The organism is Sphingomonas sp. BL-S-29 (genome assembly GCF_055521495.1).
Genome location: NZ_CM145482.1, coordinates 726,581 through 742,524, shown reverse-complemented (window position 1 = coordinate 742,524; position 15,944 = coordinate 726,581). Strand labels below are relative to the sequence as shown.

Annotated in this window: 11 protein-coding genes; 7 read left to right on the top strand and 4 right to left on the bottom strand. The window is 65.5% G+C overall.

Annotated features, from left to right (window positions below):
* The first annotated feature begins 2 nt into the window (after positions 1-2).
* Positions 3-1,100, top strand: coding sequence for an AI-2E family transporter (locus ACZ1I2_RS03580; RefSeq protein WP_465170974.1), 1,098 nt, complete (start codon positions 3-5; stop codon positions 1,098-1,100).
* A gap of 54 nt (positions 1,101-1,154) precedes the next feature.
* Here ACZ1I2_RS03580 and ACZ1I2_RS03575 read toward each other — a convergent pair whose 3' ends face one another.
* Positions 1,155-2,432, bottom strand: a complete 1,278-nt coding sequence (locus tag ACZ1I2_RS03575) for an RNA polymerase sigma factor (protein WP_465175120.1) — start codon at positions 2,430-2,432, stop codon at positions 1,155-1,157.
* 66 nt (positions 2,433-2,498) lie between these two features.
* Complete coding sequence (locus tag ACZ1I2_RS03570) at positions 2,499-2,933, bottom strand: YciI family protein (RefSeq protein WP_465175121.1); 435 nt, start codon at positions 2,931-2,933, stop codon at positions 2,499-2,501.
* 279 nt (positions 2,934-3,212) lie between these two features.
* Between ACZ1I2_RS03570 and ACZ1I2_RS03565 the strand changes: the two genes are divergently transcribed.
* From ACZ1I2_RS03565 to ACZ1I2_RS03555, 3 genes are read left to right on the top strand one after another with little or no spacing between them, the layout of a single operon-like run.
* Positions 3,213-4,841 carry a sodium/sugar symporter gene (locus tag ACZ1I2_RS03565; RefSeq protein WP_465175122.1) on the top strand — a complete coding sequence of 543 codons (1,629 nt, stop codon included), beginning with the start codon at positions 3,213-3,215 and terminating at the stop codon, positions 4,839-4,841.
* Entirely contained in the window at positions 4,832-5,701 is an 870-nt protein-coding gene (locus ACZ1I2_RS03560; RefSeq protein WP_465177191.1) for a 2-dehydro-3-deoxygalactonokinase, read from the top strand. The genes ACZ1I2_RS03565 and ACZ1I2_RS03560 overlap by 10 nt, the downstream gene beginning before the upstream one ends.
* Positions 5,698-6,333 (top strand): 2-dehydro-3-deoxy-6-phosphogalactonate aldolase, encoded by a 636-nt coding sequence (locus ACZ1I2_RS03555; RefSeq protein WP_465175123.1) that lies wholly within the window; start codon positions 5,698-5,700, stop codon positions 6,331-6,333. The genes ACZ1I2_RS03560 and ACZ1I2_RS03555 overlap by 4 nt, the downstream gene beginning before the upstream one ends.
* A gap of 95 nt (positions 6,334-6,428) precedes the next feature.
* On the opposite strand, the gene ACZ1I2_RS03550 is transcribed toward ACZ1I2_RS03555, so the two are convergent.
* Positions 6,429-9,368, bottom strand: coding sequence for a TonB-dependent receptor domain-containing protein (locus tag ACZ1I2_RS03550; protein ID WP_465175124.1), 2,940 nt, complete (start codon positions 9,366-9,368; stop codon positions 6,429-6,431).
* 233 nt (positions 9,369-9,601) lie between these two features.
* Between ACZ1I2_RS03550 and ACZ1I2_RS03545 the strand changes: the two genes are divergently transcribed.
* Positions 9,602-10,630, top strand: a complete 1,029-nt coding sequence (locus ACZ1I2_RS03545) for a 5-methyltetrahydropteroyltriglutamate--homocysteine methyltransferase (protein ID WP_465170980.1) — start codon at positions 9,602-9,604, stop codon at positions 10,628-10,630.
* A gap of 27 nt (positions 10,631-10,657) precedes the next feature.
* Here the strand turns inward: ACZ1I2_RS03545 and ACZ1I2_RS03540 are convergent, their stop codons facing one another.
* Complete coding sequence (locus ACZ1I2_RS03540) at positions 10,658-11,722, bottom strand: hypothetical protein (protein WP_465175125.1); 1,065 nt, start codon at positions 11,720-11,722, stop codon at positions 10,658-10,660.
* Positions 11,723-11,839: 117 nt separating this feature from the next.
* Between ACZ1I2_RS03540 and ACZ1I2_RS03535 the strand changes: the two genes are divergently transcribed.
* Together ACZ1I2_RS03535 and ACZ1I2_RS03530 are read left to right on the top strand one after the other, a co-directional pair.
* Positions 11,840-12,796, top strand: coding sequence for an ABC transporter substrate-binding protein (locus ACZ1I2_RS03535; RefSeq protein ID WP_465175126.1), 957 nt, complete (start codon positions 11,840-11,842; stop codon positions 12,794-12,796).
* Positions 12,797-13,028: 232 nt separating this feature from the next.
* Complete coding sequence (locus ACZ1I2_RS03530) at positions 13,029-15,902, top strand: TonB-dependent receptor plug domain-containing protein (protein WP_465170983.1); 2,874 nt, start codon at positions 13,029-13,031, stop codon at positions 15,900-15,902.
* The last annotated feature ends 42 nt before the right edge of the window (positions 15,903-15,944 follow it).

The window sequence follows — 15,944 nt, the reverse complement described above, 5'->3', positions numbered from 1 at the left end:
GCATGAACCGGTCGCACCTGTTCCTCCTGTCGCTGGTCGCGCTCGCCACGCTCGCCTTTCTGTGGCTGGCCGCGCCCTTTTCGGGCGCGATCCTCTGGGCCGTGATCGCGGCCGTTCTGTTCGAGCCTTTCAACACGCGGCTGCTCAGCGCGATGCCGCGTCGTCGCAACGGCGCGGCGGTGGCGACATTGCTCGTCATCGTCTGCGTCGTGGTGGTGCCGGCGATGCTGCTCGGCGCAGCCTTGCTGAGCGAAGCCGCCGCATTCTATGCCCGCGTCCGCAATGGCGAGATCGATTTCGGACGTCTGTTCGTCGAGACGCAGAGCCATTTGCCGGACTGGGCCAGGGGCTGGCTCACCGACATCGGCCTGGGCGACGTCGGTGGTCTGCGCACCAAATTGGGCCAGGGTTTCGCAAGCAGCTTCCAGTCGGTTGCCGGCCAAATCCTGAACATTGGCCAAGGGGCGTTCGGCTTCTTTCTCGCTCTCGGCGTGATGCTGTACCTGACATTCTTCTTTCTGCGGGATGGGCACGATCTGGCGGCGCGGATCGAGCGGAGCATCCCGCTGCGCGCCGAACAACGCGCGATCCTGGTCGCGAAATTCGTCATGGTGATCCGCGCGACGATCAAGGGCAGCCTGATCGTCGCCCTGTTGCAGGGCACGGTCGGCGGCCTCACCTTCTGGTTGCTCGGAATACCCGGCGCACTGCTCTGGGGCGTCGCGATGGGGGTGTTTTCGCTCTTCCCGGCCATCGGGACAGGTCTGATCTGGGTACCCGTGACCGTCTATCTGCTGGCCACGGGCGCGATCTGGCAGGGCAGCGTTCTTTTTCTGTGCGGTTTCTTCATCATCAGCAGCGTCGACAATGTCGTCCGCCCGATTCTGGTCGGGCGTGACGCGCGGATGCCTGATTATGTCGTCCTGGTTGCGACGCTGGGCGGGTTCGAACTGATGGGATTCAATGGGTTCGTGATCGGTCCGGTCATCGCCGCCCTGTTCATGGCGGTGTGGGACCTCTTCGGCAATGAACAGGGTCTGGCACCCGCGATCGAGACGGAAGGCCATGACGTGTCGGATGACGTCCCAAGCTCGCGCTGAGGCCTCGCAAATGCCGAGGCCTGACCAACCAGGGCTTGCGCCCGGAAAGCGGGATCACTGCTCGCCGCCACAGGCATCCGCCCGGGCGAGGAGAAAGGCCCGTTCCCGCGCATTGCGGGTAAGCGTGGCGGCAGCCCGGAATTCCGACTGCGCCTCGGCCAGCCGGCCGGCGCGAAACAGAAAGTCGCCCCTTGCCGCCGGCAGGGGCGCATAATGGCGCAGCGCGTCGGCATCGGCGATCTCGTCCACCAGTCTGAGGCCTGCTTCGGGCCCGAAGGCCATGCTGTGGGCGATCGCGCGATTGAGATCGACCACGGGCGAGGGCACTACGACGCGCAGCCGGTCATAGAGCGCGGCGATGCGCCGCCAGTCGGTATCGGCGGCCCGACGCGCGCGCGCATGGCAGGCAGCGAGCGCGGCTTGCAGTACATAGGGTCCGTCGCCTCCGGCCGCTTCGGCGCGGGCTAGCGCGTCGAGGCCACGGTGGATCAGCAAATGGTCCCAGCGCGCGCGATCCTGCTCGGTGAGCGGAACGAACGCGCCGTCCGGCCCGGTGCGCGCGCCGAGGCGCGACGCCTGGATCTCCATCAGCGCCAGGAGGCCGAGCACTTCGGCATTTTCGGGGGCGTCCCCGGGCATCAGCCCGGCCAGGATGCGACCGAGGCGCTGCGCCTCGAGGCACAGGCCCGGCCGGACGAGATCGTCGCCCGCCGTGGCCGCATAGCCTTCATTGAAGATGAGGTAGATGACCTCGAGCACCGAGGGCAGCCGCGCCGCCCGTTCCGCGCCCCGCGGCACCTCGAAGGTCAATCCGGCCCTTGCGATCGCCTTTTTTGCGCGGACGATTCGTTGCGCGATCGCTGCCTCGCTCGACAGGAAGGCGCGGGCGATCTCGTCGGTGGTAAGACCGCCGACCACCCGCAGGGTGAGCGCCGCGCGGGCGTCCGGCGACAGCATGGGGTGGCAGGCCGTGAAGATCAGGCCCAGCAGTTCGTCGCCCAGATCATCGTCCATCGCGGCGTCGATCGCCTCGGCGGCATGGTCCGAGGTCTCGTCCAGCGTCCGCGCGATCTCCTCGTGCTTGCGCGTGCGCATCCTGTCGCGCCGAAACAGGTCGATGGCGCGTCGTTTGGCAGCGGTCATCAGCCAGGCGCCCGGATTGGCCGGGACGCCGCTCCTGGGCCATTCGGCCAGGGCCGTGACCAGCGCGTCCTGCGCCAGTTCCTCGGCCCGGTCGATATCGCGCACCATGCGGGCCAGGCCCGCGATGAGCCTGGCCCGTTCGATGCGAAACGTCGCTTCAATCGCCTGGTGGGTCTCGCCTGCGGTCACGCTGCCTTTTCGGTCAGGCCCGCTGGAGAGGCAAGCCGGCTCCGTCGCCGGCCCCCGCCGGCGCTATCAGGCGACGCCGAGTTTCCCGCGCTCGCCTACGCGCGGCGTCGCCAATTCCTCGGGCGTGATGAAATCGGCCAGATCCGCCGCCTCGTAGAACGGCCGGATCTGCATCTCGCTTCGCCCGGGCATGACATTGGGCGCGCGCTTCGCCCAGGCCACGGCCTCGTCCATGTCCTTGACCTCCCAGATCGAGAAGCCGGCGACGATCTCGCGTCCCTCGGCGAACGGCCCGTCGATGACGGTGCGGCCGGCGCCCTCGCAAACGATTCGCCTACCCTCGGCGGTGGGCTTGAGCCCAGCACCGGCCACCATGACGCCGGCCTGGACCAGTTCCTCGGTAAACCGGTCCATCGCCGCGAACGCCTCGAGCATTTCGGGCGTGGGCTCCAGGCCCGGATCGACCCCCTCATTGGCCATTGCAAACACCATCACGCGCATCGTCAGTCTCCTTGCTTGAGCCGGCCCCTGTTGGCGTCTCATCGGGACGACGAACGAGCTTGTCGGAAATCGACACGGTTCGGCAAAATTTTTTCGGCGGCGGGCCCCGCTTGGCTGGAGGATCAGAAGACTGGCGCACCAAGGCCGATTGGCGACCCGCGCACCATGGAACCTCGGCCAATAGGGAGGGTGGATCGGCTGGATCAGGCCGAAAAATCTGGATAGACAGGCGACAACGCTGCTGGAGCCTCGCGCCCGCAGGCACCGAGGGGGAGCAGCATGACGAGCCTGTCGCAGATCGATGTCATCGTTGTCATTGCCTATGCCATCGGCATTTTCGGCCTTGCGCAATGGGTGAGCCGCGAAAAGGCCGGCCATGCAAAGGACTCGTCCGATTATTTCCTCGCCTCCAAGTCGCTTCCCTGGTGGGCGATCGGCGCGTCGCTGATCGCGGCGAACATTTCCGCGGAACAGATCGTCGGCATGTCGGGCTCGGGCTATGCGCTTGGGCTGGCGATTGCGTCCTATGAGTGGATGGCGGCGCTGACCCTGCTGATCGTCGGCAAATATTTCTTGCCGATCTTCCTGAAGAACCACATCTACACCATGCCGCAGTTCCTGGAGCAGCGGTACGGCCGCGTGCTGCCGGTACTGATGGCGCTATTCTGGCTGGCGCTCTACGTCTTCGTGAACCTGACGTCGATCATCTGGCTCGGCTCGATCGCGGTGAACAAGGTCGCTGGGGTCGACCAGGACACGGCACTGATCGCGCTGGGCGCCTTTGCCTTGCTCTATCAGCTCTATGGCGGCCTCAAGGCGGTGGCGCTGACCGACATCGTCCAGGTCACCTTGCTGGTGTTCGGCGGCCTGGTGATTTCCTGTCTGACCTTGAACCAGGTCGGCGGCGGACACGGCGTGATCGCCGGCTTCACCACGCTCACCGAGCGCGTGCCCGGGCATTTCGACATGATCCTCAGCCCGGACCATCCCTTTTACAAGGACCTGCCCGGCATCGCGGTGCTGGTCGGCGGGATGTGGATCGCGAACCTCAGCTATTGGGGCTTCAACCAGTACATCATCCAGCGCGCGCTGGCCGCGAAGAACATCGCCGAAGCGCAGAAGGGCGTGATGTTCGCGGCCTGGCTGAAGTTGCTGATGCCGGCGATCATCGTGCTGCCGGGCATCGCCGCCGTCGTGCTCGCGCCCGACCTGGTAAAGCCCGACGAAGCCTATCCGACGATGATGAAGCTGTTGCCCTCGGGCCTGCTCGGCCTGGTCTTCGCGGCGCTGGTCGCGGCGATCATCGCGTCGACCGCATCCAAGATCAATTCGATCGCGACGATCTTCACGCTCGATCTCTACGCGAAGGCGCGCAGCATCAGAACGCGGGGCGAGGACGGCCAGGTGGAAGGCCAGGAAAAGCATCTCGTGCTGGTCGGCCGCATCGTTGCCGCGCTCGCCGTGGTGATCGCGCTGATCGCGGCGCGACCGCTGCTCGGCAATTCGGACCAGGCGTTCCAGTTCATCCAGGAATTCTCCGGCTTCTTCACACCGGGCATCACCGTCATCTTCCTGCTCGGCCTGTTCTGGAAGCCGGCGACCGAGGCGGGCGCGATCGTCGCGGCGATCACCTCGGTCCTGCTGTCCTATGTCCTCAAGATGGGCATCCCCTCGCCCTGGCTGCCCGAGGCGCTCAATGCCTATCTCTTCCCGTTCATGAACCGCATGATGTTCGTATTTCTGGTCAGCCTGTTCCTCGCCATGGCAATCTCGCTGCTGGTGAAGGGCCGGGGCGATGCGAACCGGGTGACGATGGAAGGCGTGAGCTTCCGCACGACGACCGCGTTCAATATCGGCGGCGTAGGCGTTGTCCTGATCCTGATCGCGCTCTACGCGACCTGGTGGTGAGCTTTGCAGACCGATTCCTTGCCGTCGATTGGGGGACGACCAACCGGCGCGTCTTCCTGATCGAGGGCGGCCGCGTCGCGCGCAGCGAACGCGACGGCAACGGCGTGACGACGGTCGAGGATTTCGAGGTCGAGGCTGCATCGATTCGCGGTTCTTTCGGCGACCTGCCGCTGCTGATGGCGGGGATGGTCGGGTCGAACATCGGCTGGCGGGTGGCGCCTTATGTTCCCGCGCCGGCCGGGACCGCCGAGCTTGCCGCCAACCTGTTGTGGATCGATGGGCGCACCGCGATCGTGCCCGGCGTATCGACCAGCGGCCCCGCCGATGTGATGCGCGGCGAGGAGGTGCAGCTGATCGGAGCAGTCGAGGCCGGGCTTGTCCCGCGCGACGCGCTGCTGGTGCAGCCCGGCACACATTGCAAATGGGTCGAGATGGCAGCCGGTCGCATCGCCGGGTTCACCACCGCGATGACCGGCGAGCTGTTTGCGCTGCTGCGGGCGCATGGGCTGCTCGCGGCGCAGATCGGCGGAGACGTCACCTTGGGTTCGGCCTTTCGCGACGGCGTCGAAGAGGGGCGCAAGCGCGACCTCGCCGCCTCGCTGTTCGGCATCCGCGCGGCGAAGCTGCTGGGCGAACGCGACGACAGGGATGCGGCGAGCTTTGCAAGCGGGCTGCTGATCGGCAGCGATGTCGCGGCGCGGCTCGAGGCGCCGGGGCATGAGATCGTCCACATTCTGGCGGACCCGGCGCTGGGCGGCCTTTATGCCGCGGCGATCGAGGCGCATGGCCGCACCGCGCACCTGGTCGGCAGCCAGGCCGCGTTCAGTGCCGGAATCATCGCTATCGGAGCAAGAGCATGAGCCATATCGCCGCCTTCGACGCTGCCTTTGCGACCTGCCCGCTGATCGCGATCCTGCGCGGCGTGAAGCCGGACGAGGTCGAGGCGATCGGTGAGGCACTGGTCGAGGCGGGCTTCACCCTGATCGAAGTGCCGATGAATTCGCCCGATCCGCTCGACAGCGTCGCGCGGCTTGCGAAGCGCTTCGCCGGCCGGGCAGTCATTGGCGCGGGCACGGTGCTGCGCGAGGATCAGGTCGCGGCAGTGAGCACGGCGGGCGGCACGATGATCATCTCGCCCAACGCCAATCTTCGCGTGATCGCGGCGAGCGCGGCGGCGAAATTGGTCTCGCTGCCCGGCATCGCCACGCCGAGCGAAGCCTTTGCCGCGCTCGAAGCGGGAGCGACCGCGCTGAAACTGTTCCCGGCAGAGGCGGCCAGCCCCGCCGTGGTGAAGGCGATGCGCGCCGTATTGCCGAAAGAGGCGCGGCTGCTGCCGGTCGGCGGCATCGCGCCCGACACCATGGCCCCATGGACCGCAGCCGGCGCCGCCGGCTTCGGGCTCGGCTCGGCGCTGTACAAACCCGGCATGAGCGCCGCCGATGTCGGCGCCAATGCGCGCGCTTTCGTGCAGGCCCTGTCCGCCAGGGGATGATCTCGCGATAGTTGCAACGGCCCGCCGGCCGATCGAGCCATGGCCGATGGCAGCGAGCACGGCGGGAAGGGGCGGCGCCCCCTCCCGCCGGCCGGTCAGAGCTTCAGGCGGGCCCCGACCGCCATGAAGGTTCCGCGCCGGTCGAAAAAGGTCCCGTTGGCAACCGTCGGCTGGGTGATGCCGTTGGGCGTGATGGGGGGATAGACGTTGAACAGATTCTCGACGCGGCCATAGACCTCGACGGCCGAGGTGACCTTGTACGATGCCGAGAGATCGACATAGCTGCGGCCCGAGACATTGTTGTCCGTCAGGTCGAGCGTCGTGGTGTTGAAACGCGTGTCGAACTTGCCCCCGTCGATATAGCGATAGCCGATCCCGAACTTGAAGCCGCCGACCGAATAATTGGCGTCGAGATTGGCGCGCCATTCCGGCAGGCCCTGGGGCGGCGGCGAAATGCCGGCCAGGCCGACATAATCGTTGGTCACGCCGTTCGACGTGGTCGACAGCTCCGCCACATAATTGGCCAGGCCGCGCAGGCCGAGTTCACCGCCCAGCAGGCCGAAGCGATATTGCAGCTCGACGTCGACGCCCCTGGTCTTGAGGGAATCGGCATTGAACGGAATCACGTTCACCTGAGTGATGATCTGCGTGTTCGGGTCGCGGATGACGCCGCTGCAGAATTCGGTCCGTCCGGCTTGGCAGAAATCGACGATGCTCTGCGGCGCCACGGTCGAGATCGCCTGCTTGATCGAGATCGAATAATAATCGACCGAGGCCTTGAATCCTTGCAGCCAGCCGGGCTGGAAGATGACGCCGCCGGTGAAGGTATCGGCCCGTTCCGGCGTCAGCGCGGGATTGCCGCTGGTGATCTGCACCGTCTGGCGCGAGGTGTTGGTGCGGGGATCGATGATCGCGTTGATCACCTGGTTGCCGCGCGAGAACAGCTCGTAATTGTTCGGCGCGCGGATATCGCGCGAGACCGTCCCGCGGAAGCGGATGTCGGGAATCGGCGAATAGTTGAGCCCGACCTTCCAGGTGGTGACCCCGCCGCTGAGCGAATAATCGGTGTAGCGGATCGCGCCGTTGAGATCGAGGCTGTCCGCGAAGCGGACGCCCTTGGCCAGCGGCACTACAATCTCGGCATAGCCTTCCTTGACGTTGAACGCGCCGGTAAAGGGTTGCGAGTTGACCGAGCGCCAGCGCCGCGCGGCCGAATCCGGGTCAGCGGTCTGCACTGTCTTTTCACGGCGATATTCAGCGCCGACCGCGACTTTCACATCACCGGCCCAGGTGGCGAAGGGGCTGCCCGAGAGATTGGCCGCGAACACATCCTGTTCCTGGCGCGAGCGCGTCCAGGACGTGCCCCGGTAATAATCGAGCGCCCGTTCGCTGACCGCGCCGGCACCGAACGGATTGATCGGCACGCAATCGCGAATATCGCGATAAGGGTCCTGCGCATCGGTCGGATTGGGGTTGGTGAGCAGCGCGCGGCAGCTCGGCTGGCCGGTCGCGGGGTTGATCACGCTGTCCAGGCCATTGGTCCAGCGGCTGTTGATGCGGTTGTTGTAGCTGGTCGACTGATAGCTGTTCCGCCCGATCTGACCCGACACATCCCAGCTCCAGCCTTCGCCGAATTTCCCTTCGGCGCCGAAGGTGAAGCGGCGGACCTGAGTCGCGTTGACGAACAGCGAATTGCCGTCCTCGTAATTCATCCGGCCGATGGTGAAACTGGTCAGCCCGGCCTGGCCCATGGCGGTGCGCACCGAGCTCGCCAGAAAGGCATTGTCGTTGCGGATGGTGAGGCCGCCATTGTCGGGGTTCGGCGTCAGATCCGACTCGACATTGACCCGCGAATAGAGGCCGTCGGCGAACAGGGTGATATTGTCCGTCAGCGCGAACCGCACCGCGCCATATGCGGTATAGCGCTCGATCTCGGGCATGATGTTGCCATCGTCCTCGACCGACGCGCCGTCGCCGCCGGTCATGAAGGTGCCGCCGATATTGGTGCCGTAATTGAACGGGACGGGGTTGCCGTTGCGGTCGAACTGGACGCCGGTGCCGGCGGCAAAGCCGAGGCGCTGGGCGAGGGCGAGGCCGTTGGCGCGCGTCGCCACGCCGCCCGCGGTCATCTGGGTGAAGCGCGAATTGTCGACGATGAGCAGGCGCGGCTGGCCGTTGGTGGTCGTGTAAGCCGGGTTGGTCAGCAACGCGGTTTCGTTGCGGCCCCAGGGGCGCGCGCCCTGCGCCGTCTGGCCGTCATTGTGCAGATAATCGCCCGCGACCGTCAGCTGCAGCCGGTCGTCGAGCAGGCTGGTGCCATAGGCGCCGCTGATCGTGGGGCGGTGATGATCGTCATAGATCGTCTGGCCATAGGAAAGATCGAGCTTCAGCCCCTTCAATTTCTTGTCGAGCACGAAGTTGACCACGCCAGCGACGGCATCCGACCCATAGGCGGCCGAGGCGCCCCCGGTGACGATCTCGACGCTGTTGATCAGCGCCACGGGCACGATGTTGGTGTCGATCGTGCCGGCCGGATCGGTGAAGGCGACGCGGCGCCCGTCGATCAGCACCAGCGTGCGCTGCGTGCCCAGGCCGCGCAGATCGGCATTGGAGCCGCCGACCGGCTCGCTCGACTTGCCGATATTCTGGTTGATGCGCAGCTGGGGAACGTCGTCGAGCAGATCGGCAACGGTGCTGACCGCCTTGGATTCGAGCTCGGCCGCGCCCAGCGTGGTCAGCGGCGTCGGCGCGGTGAAACCGCTGATCCTCGTGCCGGTGACGGTAACCTCGCGGGTTTCCGCCTCGTCGGCGGGTGTCGGATCCTGCGGGGCGGCGGCTTCGGCGGCGGGGGGAGTGCGGGGCGCGTCCTGCGCCTGCGCCGAGAATGGCACCAACAGCATCGGCACGCCCGCCATGACGGCGAACAGGGCGCTGGCGTGGAATGGCCTGATCGCCATGCGCGTGCGCCGCGACAGGCGTTCCGGCCACGCGTTCGCGCTCCGCACCGTGGTTTCCCGCGGCAATTCGTGCTTCACTATCACTCCCCTTAAGGTTATTTTTGTAGTAGACATATTCTGTTCGACATTGACGAATAGTCCAATTCTTTATGGACTCGGGATTGATGCCGGCGCGGTATTCGATGCCGACCCTGCATCACCCAAAAGGCAATTGAAGCGCCGGTGGCGGCATTTCAGCGCTATTATTCGCCTGGCTGACACTCTATTATTCGCTGGGCTGATAATAATGCCGAGATGAGAGGGAGAGAGAGATGGCCAGGTTGCTGCCCACCACTTTGGTGGGATCCTACGCGATGCCTGAATGGCTGATCGATCGCGCGCGGCTCGCCGGGCGATTCCCGCCCCGGGTGCGCGCGTTGGAACTCTGGCGGCCAGCGCCCGAATTCCTGGAAGAGGCGCAGGACGACGCCACGATCATGGCGATCCACATGCAGGAACGCGCCGGGCTCGACATCATCACTGACGGCGAGATGCGGCGCGAGAGCTATTCCAATCGCTTTGCGACCGCGCTGGAAGGCGTCGATCTCGACAATCCCGGCACCGCGCTCGACCGCAGCGGCCATCCCAATCCGGTGCCGCGCGTGACGGGCAAGATCCGTCGCAAGCATGCGGTGCAAGTGCGCGACGTCGAGTTCCTGCGCCGGCACACCGATCGCCCGATCAAGATCACCGTGCCGGGCCCGTTCACCATGACTCAGCAGGCGCAGAACGACTTCTACGCCAGCGAGGAGGAAATGGCGCTCGATTATGCGGCGGCGGTCAATGAGGAGATCCGGGATCTCTTTGCCGCAGGTGCGGACATCGTGCAGATCGACGAGCCCTATCTGCAGGCCCGCGCGGAAAAGGCGCGCCAATATGGGCCGCAGGCGATCGATCGCGCCTTGCAGGGGATCGAAGGCGTTACCGCGCTGCATCTATGCTTCGGCTATGCCGCGATTATCCATGGCGACCGGCCCAAGGGATATGATTATCTCGGCGAACTGGCGGGCACGCGGCTTGACCAGGTATCGGTCGAGACGGCCCAGCCGAACCTCGATCCGGCCGAGCTGCGGCCGCTCAGGGACAAACACATCATGGTCGGCGTGATCGACCTGAACGATCCGACGGTCGAGACGCCGGAAAAGGTCGCTGAGCGAATCCGTCGCGCGATGACCGAGGTACCGGTCGACAAGATCATCGTCGCCCCGGATTGCGGCTTCAAATATGTCCCGCGCGACATCGCCTTCGCGAAGATGCGCGCGATGGTCGAGGGCGCGACCCTGGTGCGCGAGACGCTCTGACCACCCCTTCGGACGAGTCCTCCGCCTTCAACCAGCCTGGAGGACTCGTTCGAAAAAGGGCTTAGACGCCTCGAGCAGGGGACCAAAGGCGTGGCCCGCGCCCTCCACCAGCGCGATCTCGCTGGCGATTCCAGCCTGCGCATAGGCATCGCGCAGCATGAACAGGCGGTCCCGGCGGTTGCGCCCGTATCGCGCATAGCCATCCGCATCCAGACCCATTTCGTCCGGACGGTAGATCTCGAAATCGAGCCAGTCCTCGCTGCCGCACAACAGCTGGACGGGCACGCGCCGCATGGCGTCGAGATCGACCGGCTTGCCGAAGCGCTGCTCGACATCCCCGATGCCGGTCCACCAGCCCATGCCGGGATCGGGCAGCGTCACATAACTCGGCGCGCCGAGCGAGACCGCATCGAGCCGGCCGGGATCGACATAGAGCAGCCGTTGCGCGAATTGCGCGCCGCCCGAAAAGCCGAACAGCAGCACCCGGGAGAAGCGCGTCCCGGTCACCGCGGCGAATTCCTCGACCATCGACCAGATCACCTGATCGTAACGGATCTTGTCCCCGATCAGCTGCTTATATTCCTCGTCCGGGACCGACACGGTGAGATCGAGCGGGAAGAGCGGCGCCAGCACGAAGCAGCCGAGCCGTTCGGCGAACGTCGCATAGGCGTCGCGCAGATCCTTCGGATTGCGGCTCGACCCGTGCACCGCGATGATCAGCGGCGCCTCCGTCAATCCCGCCGCGACATGGCCCATCGGCACATAGGCATAGTGACTGAACGCCGGAAAGGCCTGGCACGACAGCGCGGCCAGCGCGCCGGCGATCGCCTGCATCCGGTTTCTGGCGAGCGGCCGGTCGGGATCGAGCGTGCGCAGCACGTCGGGCGTCGCCCAGCCACGCATGTCGGAGCGCAGCCGGCTCAGCAACGCCTCGCTCAACTGATAGCGCGCGATGAAACCGCGATCGTCGCGAAGCAGCTCGTGCGCCATCATGTCCGGCACGACATCGGTGAAGCGCGCCAGCTCGACGCCAAGAATCTCGCGCAACCGCCTCCGGTCCGCGATGCCCGAGCCCGCATCCATTTCCTGCAAGATTCCTCCTCCCTCAAGGCAAGCCCGACGCGCCACATTTATCACCCATGCTTATATTAGGCTGGCTGTCATGGCCAGCAAGTGATATCAACCTGGCTGATAAGGAGAGGGAGGATCATGGTGCGCTGGCCAGGACGCATTGCGCCGCTGTCGGCCATGCTTGCCGTGCTTCTTCCGCGATGCGCGCATGACGCCGGCCGGCCCCTGACGACGCCTCTGGCAGTCCGTGGCAGCACGGCGACGGTCGAAATCGCCCCGGTGCTGCTCGCGGCCCGCGACCATTATCCGCCGGGCGCGATCGTCACCAATGGCGGGATTGCGGACCTGATCGGCGGAACGGCCGATGTCGCGACTCATGCCGAAACCCAGGCGTTACGCTATTCGGTCGAGCATCCGGAGATCCGCATCATCCTGACCGTCACGGAAGGACGATACCGCATCGTCGCGCGCCGATCGGCCGGCATCGCCAGTCTGGCCGACCTCAGGGGCAAGCGGATCGCGACACTCGCGACCACCTCCGCCGGCTATTTCCTGGCGAGGATGCTGGCGACGGCGGGGCTGGGCTTCGCCGATATCGAACCGGTGCGACTCTCCCCGCTCAAGGACATGGCCGCGGCGCTCGCGCGGCACGAGGTCGACGCCGTCGCCATCTGGGAGCCGCATGCCGGCAATGCGGCGCGTACGCTGGAGGCCGACCGCATCGAATTCGTCGGCGACGGCGTGTACCGCGAATTGTTCAACCTCAATACGACCGCTGACAAGCTCGCCGATCCGGTGATGCGGCGCAGGATCGTGCGTTTCGTGCGCGCGACCCTCGACGCCGCGATCGCGATGCGCACCGATGGCGCGCCGGCAAGAACACTGGTCGCGTCGAGCACAGGCTTTTCGGCCGAAGAAGTGGCACGCGCATGGCCCTTGCTCGCCTTTACCGCCGCACTGCCGCCTGACCTGATCGATGTGCTCATCGCCGAAGAGCAATGGCTGGCCGCGCAGGATGGTCGTGTGCCGCGCTCGCGTGAAACGCTTTCCCGGCTGGTCGATGGGAGCGTGCTGGAAGAGGCGCGGCAACAATGACGCCGTCACGCGATCTGCCGCCGGACTCAGGGTGGCTTGTTGGATTTTGTGGGTTGTGCCGGGATTTGTATCTGTCATAAACAACTAACGTTCGTTAATCCGGAATGGACCGGAACAAGCCGAAGTGGCCGCCGAACCCGGATTCGGGTGCGCGGCCCCGCCGGAAAGGTCGAAAGATGGAATTCGGGAAACGGCAACAGCCGGTCCCGCTTCAGGGAGAGGGGAAGCCGATATGGCGCGTTTGAAGAATCGCCGTTCAGTGTCGTGGCTGCATCACATGATGGTTACCACCGCGTTGACCGGCGCTACGTTCGTGGGTGGCACAGCCTTCGCACAGGATGTGCCAGCCCAGCCGGCGCCCGCCGCCGAGCCGCAGGAAACGGCGGCGCAGGACATCATCGTCACCGCGTCGCGCACCGCGCAGAACGGGCTTCAGGCGCCGACCCCGACTCAGGTCATCGGGGCCGACGTGATCCAGAAGCAGGCGGTGACCACCGTCATGGAAGTGCTCAACCAGAACCCCGCCTTCAAGGCGACGCGCTCGCCGGGCGCCAACGCTACCAACACGTCCAGTCCGGCCCAGGCGACCGCCGACCTGCGCGCGCTGGGCGGCCAGCGCACCCTGGTGCTGGTCAACCAGTCCCGCGTGGTACCCTTCGCGCCCGCCAGCAACCTCGGCGTGCCGACCACCACCGACCTCAATCTCTTCCCGACACTCATGATCGAGCGCGTCGATGTCGTCACCGGCGGCGCCTCCGCGCTTTACGGCTCCGACGCCGTGTCGGGCGTCGTCAACATCATCATGAAGAAGAAATATCACGGAATCGAGATCACCGGCCAGGGCGGCATTTCCCAGCTGGGCGACTATAGTACCCAGCGCGTGGGCTTCATCGCGGGCACCAGCTTTGGCGACGACCGGGGCAATGTCGTGCTCAGCGCCGATTATTCGACCAATAACGGCGTCGGCGACATCTATACGCGCGATTGGGGCCGCAAGGAGCAAATGATCGTCAGCAACGGACAGCGGGCCGCCAACGGCCTGCCGGCGTTCATTCTGGCCGATAACGTCCACAATTCTCTCGGTGCCGGCAGCGTCATCATCAGCACGATCCCCGGCCTGACCAACATGACCTTCAATCCGAACGGCTCCATCCGTCCGTTCCAGAAGGGCGCGATCTTCGGTGGCTCGACGATGATCGGCGGCGAAGGCGGGTCGATCATCACCGGCACCGCGCTGGTCCCCGACGTCGAGCGCTTCACTGCCTATGGCAGCATCTATTATGATTTCTCGGATTCGGTGACGGGCTATGTCGAGGGCGGCTATTCGCGCTCGCGTGGCTTTCTCGACGGCGTCGCGATCCGCCTGGCGAGCCAGACGATCCGCCGCGACAACCCCTATATCCCGGCCGCGGTGCTCGCGCTGCTGCCGCCGGCGACCCAGAGCTTCAACATCAGCCGGATCGGCAACGATATCGGCATCAACCATTATGACATCATCAACGAGACGCCGCACGGCGTGGTCGGCCTCGAGGGCAAGCTCGGCGGGTCCTGGAAATGGGATGCCCACGCGTCCTACGGCGTGAATAATTATGCCTCGGCGACGACCAACAACCCGGTGACGGCCAACCTAAACTTCGCGATCGACGCCGTGCGCGATCCGGCAACCGGCAACATCGTGTGCCGCGGCGTGCTGCAGAACAATCCGGCCGCCGCCGGATGCCAGCCGCTCAACCTGTTCGGCGAAGGCAACTCCACCGCGGCGGCCCGCGACTATATCTGGGGCGAAGGCCTGGCCAAGGTGAAGTACGACCAGCTGACCTTCGCCGCGAACCTGGTCGGCGAACCCTTCTCGACCTGGGCCGGCCCCGTCTCGGTCGCGATTGGCGGCGAGTATCGCCGCGAGACGGAAAAGCTGACCGCAGATGCGGTAGGCGCCTCGAACGGCTTTCTGACAGCCGGCAACGCGGTGCCTTATGGCGGCGCATTCGACGTCAAGGAAGCCTATGTCGAGACCACCGTGCCACTGGCACGGGACACGCCGTTCCTGCACAGCCTGAGCCTCAACGGCGCCTTTCGCTACGCCAATTACAACACCGTCGGCGGGCAGAATGCGTGGAAGGTCGGCGGAGTCTGGGAGCCGGTTCAGGGGTTCAACATCCGCGTCGCGCGGTCGCGCGACATCCGCGCGCCGGCGATCAACGAGCTGTACAGCCCCGGCAGCAACGTGAGCAACAACGTCACCCTGGTGGTCGATGGCGTGACCAAGAACGCGGTGATCCCGCAGAATACCAGCCTGGGCAATCCGGATGTCGGGCCTGAATTCGCGAACACCTTAACCGCGGGGTTCGCGTATCGCGGACAGGGCGCGCTACGCGGCCTCGGCCTGTCGGTCGATTATTACCATATCACGATCAAGGACGCGATCACCAACCTGTCGACCGCCAACATCGCCGGCCTGTGCAGCGCGGGCGAACAATATTTCTGCGGCCTGTTCTCCTATGCGCCGGACACCAGCACGCCCGCGCCGAACGATCGCATCCAGACCGGCCTGGTCGCGGGATCGCTCAATGTGGGCGCCTTCGAGCAGGAGGGCATCGACATGACGCTCAACTACGCCACCTCGGCCGGCTTCCTCGGCGACGGCGGCCGGTTCAGCACGGCCGCCAGCGGCACCTATATCCTCCACGCCTTTGTGGATTCGGGCACGGGCGCGGCACCGGTCGATCGCGCGGGGGAGAATGGCTGGGCGAACCTCGGCTCTATCCCGCGCTTCCGCGGCAACCTGTCGAACACGATCGGCAACAATGCCTGGGAACTCACCCTGCAGACGATCTTCATCAGCAAAGGCACGCAGGATAACACCTACAACACGTTGCCGACCAACACGATCAACGACAATCACGTACCGGCGGTCGTTTATTTCAACCTGTTCGGGAAGGTGTTCGTCGGCGACAACAAGCGGTTCGAGCTGTTCTGGGCGGTCAACAACCTGCTCGACAAGGATCCGCCGGCGACGCCCTACATCATTCTGAATGGACCGGTGAACGGGCAATATTACGACAAGGTCGGACGCAATTTCACGCTCGGCGCGCGCGTGCGCTTCTGATCCGCCGTACCTTCAACAACAAAGGGCGCCCCGTCACGGGCG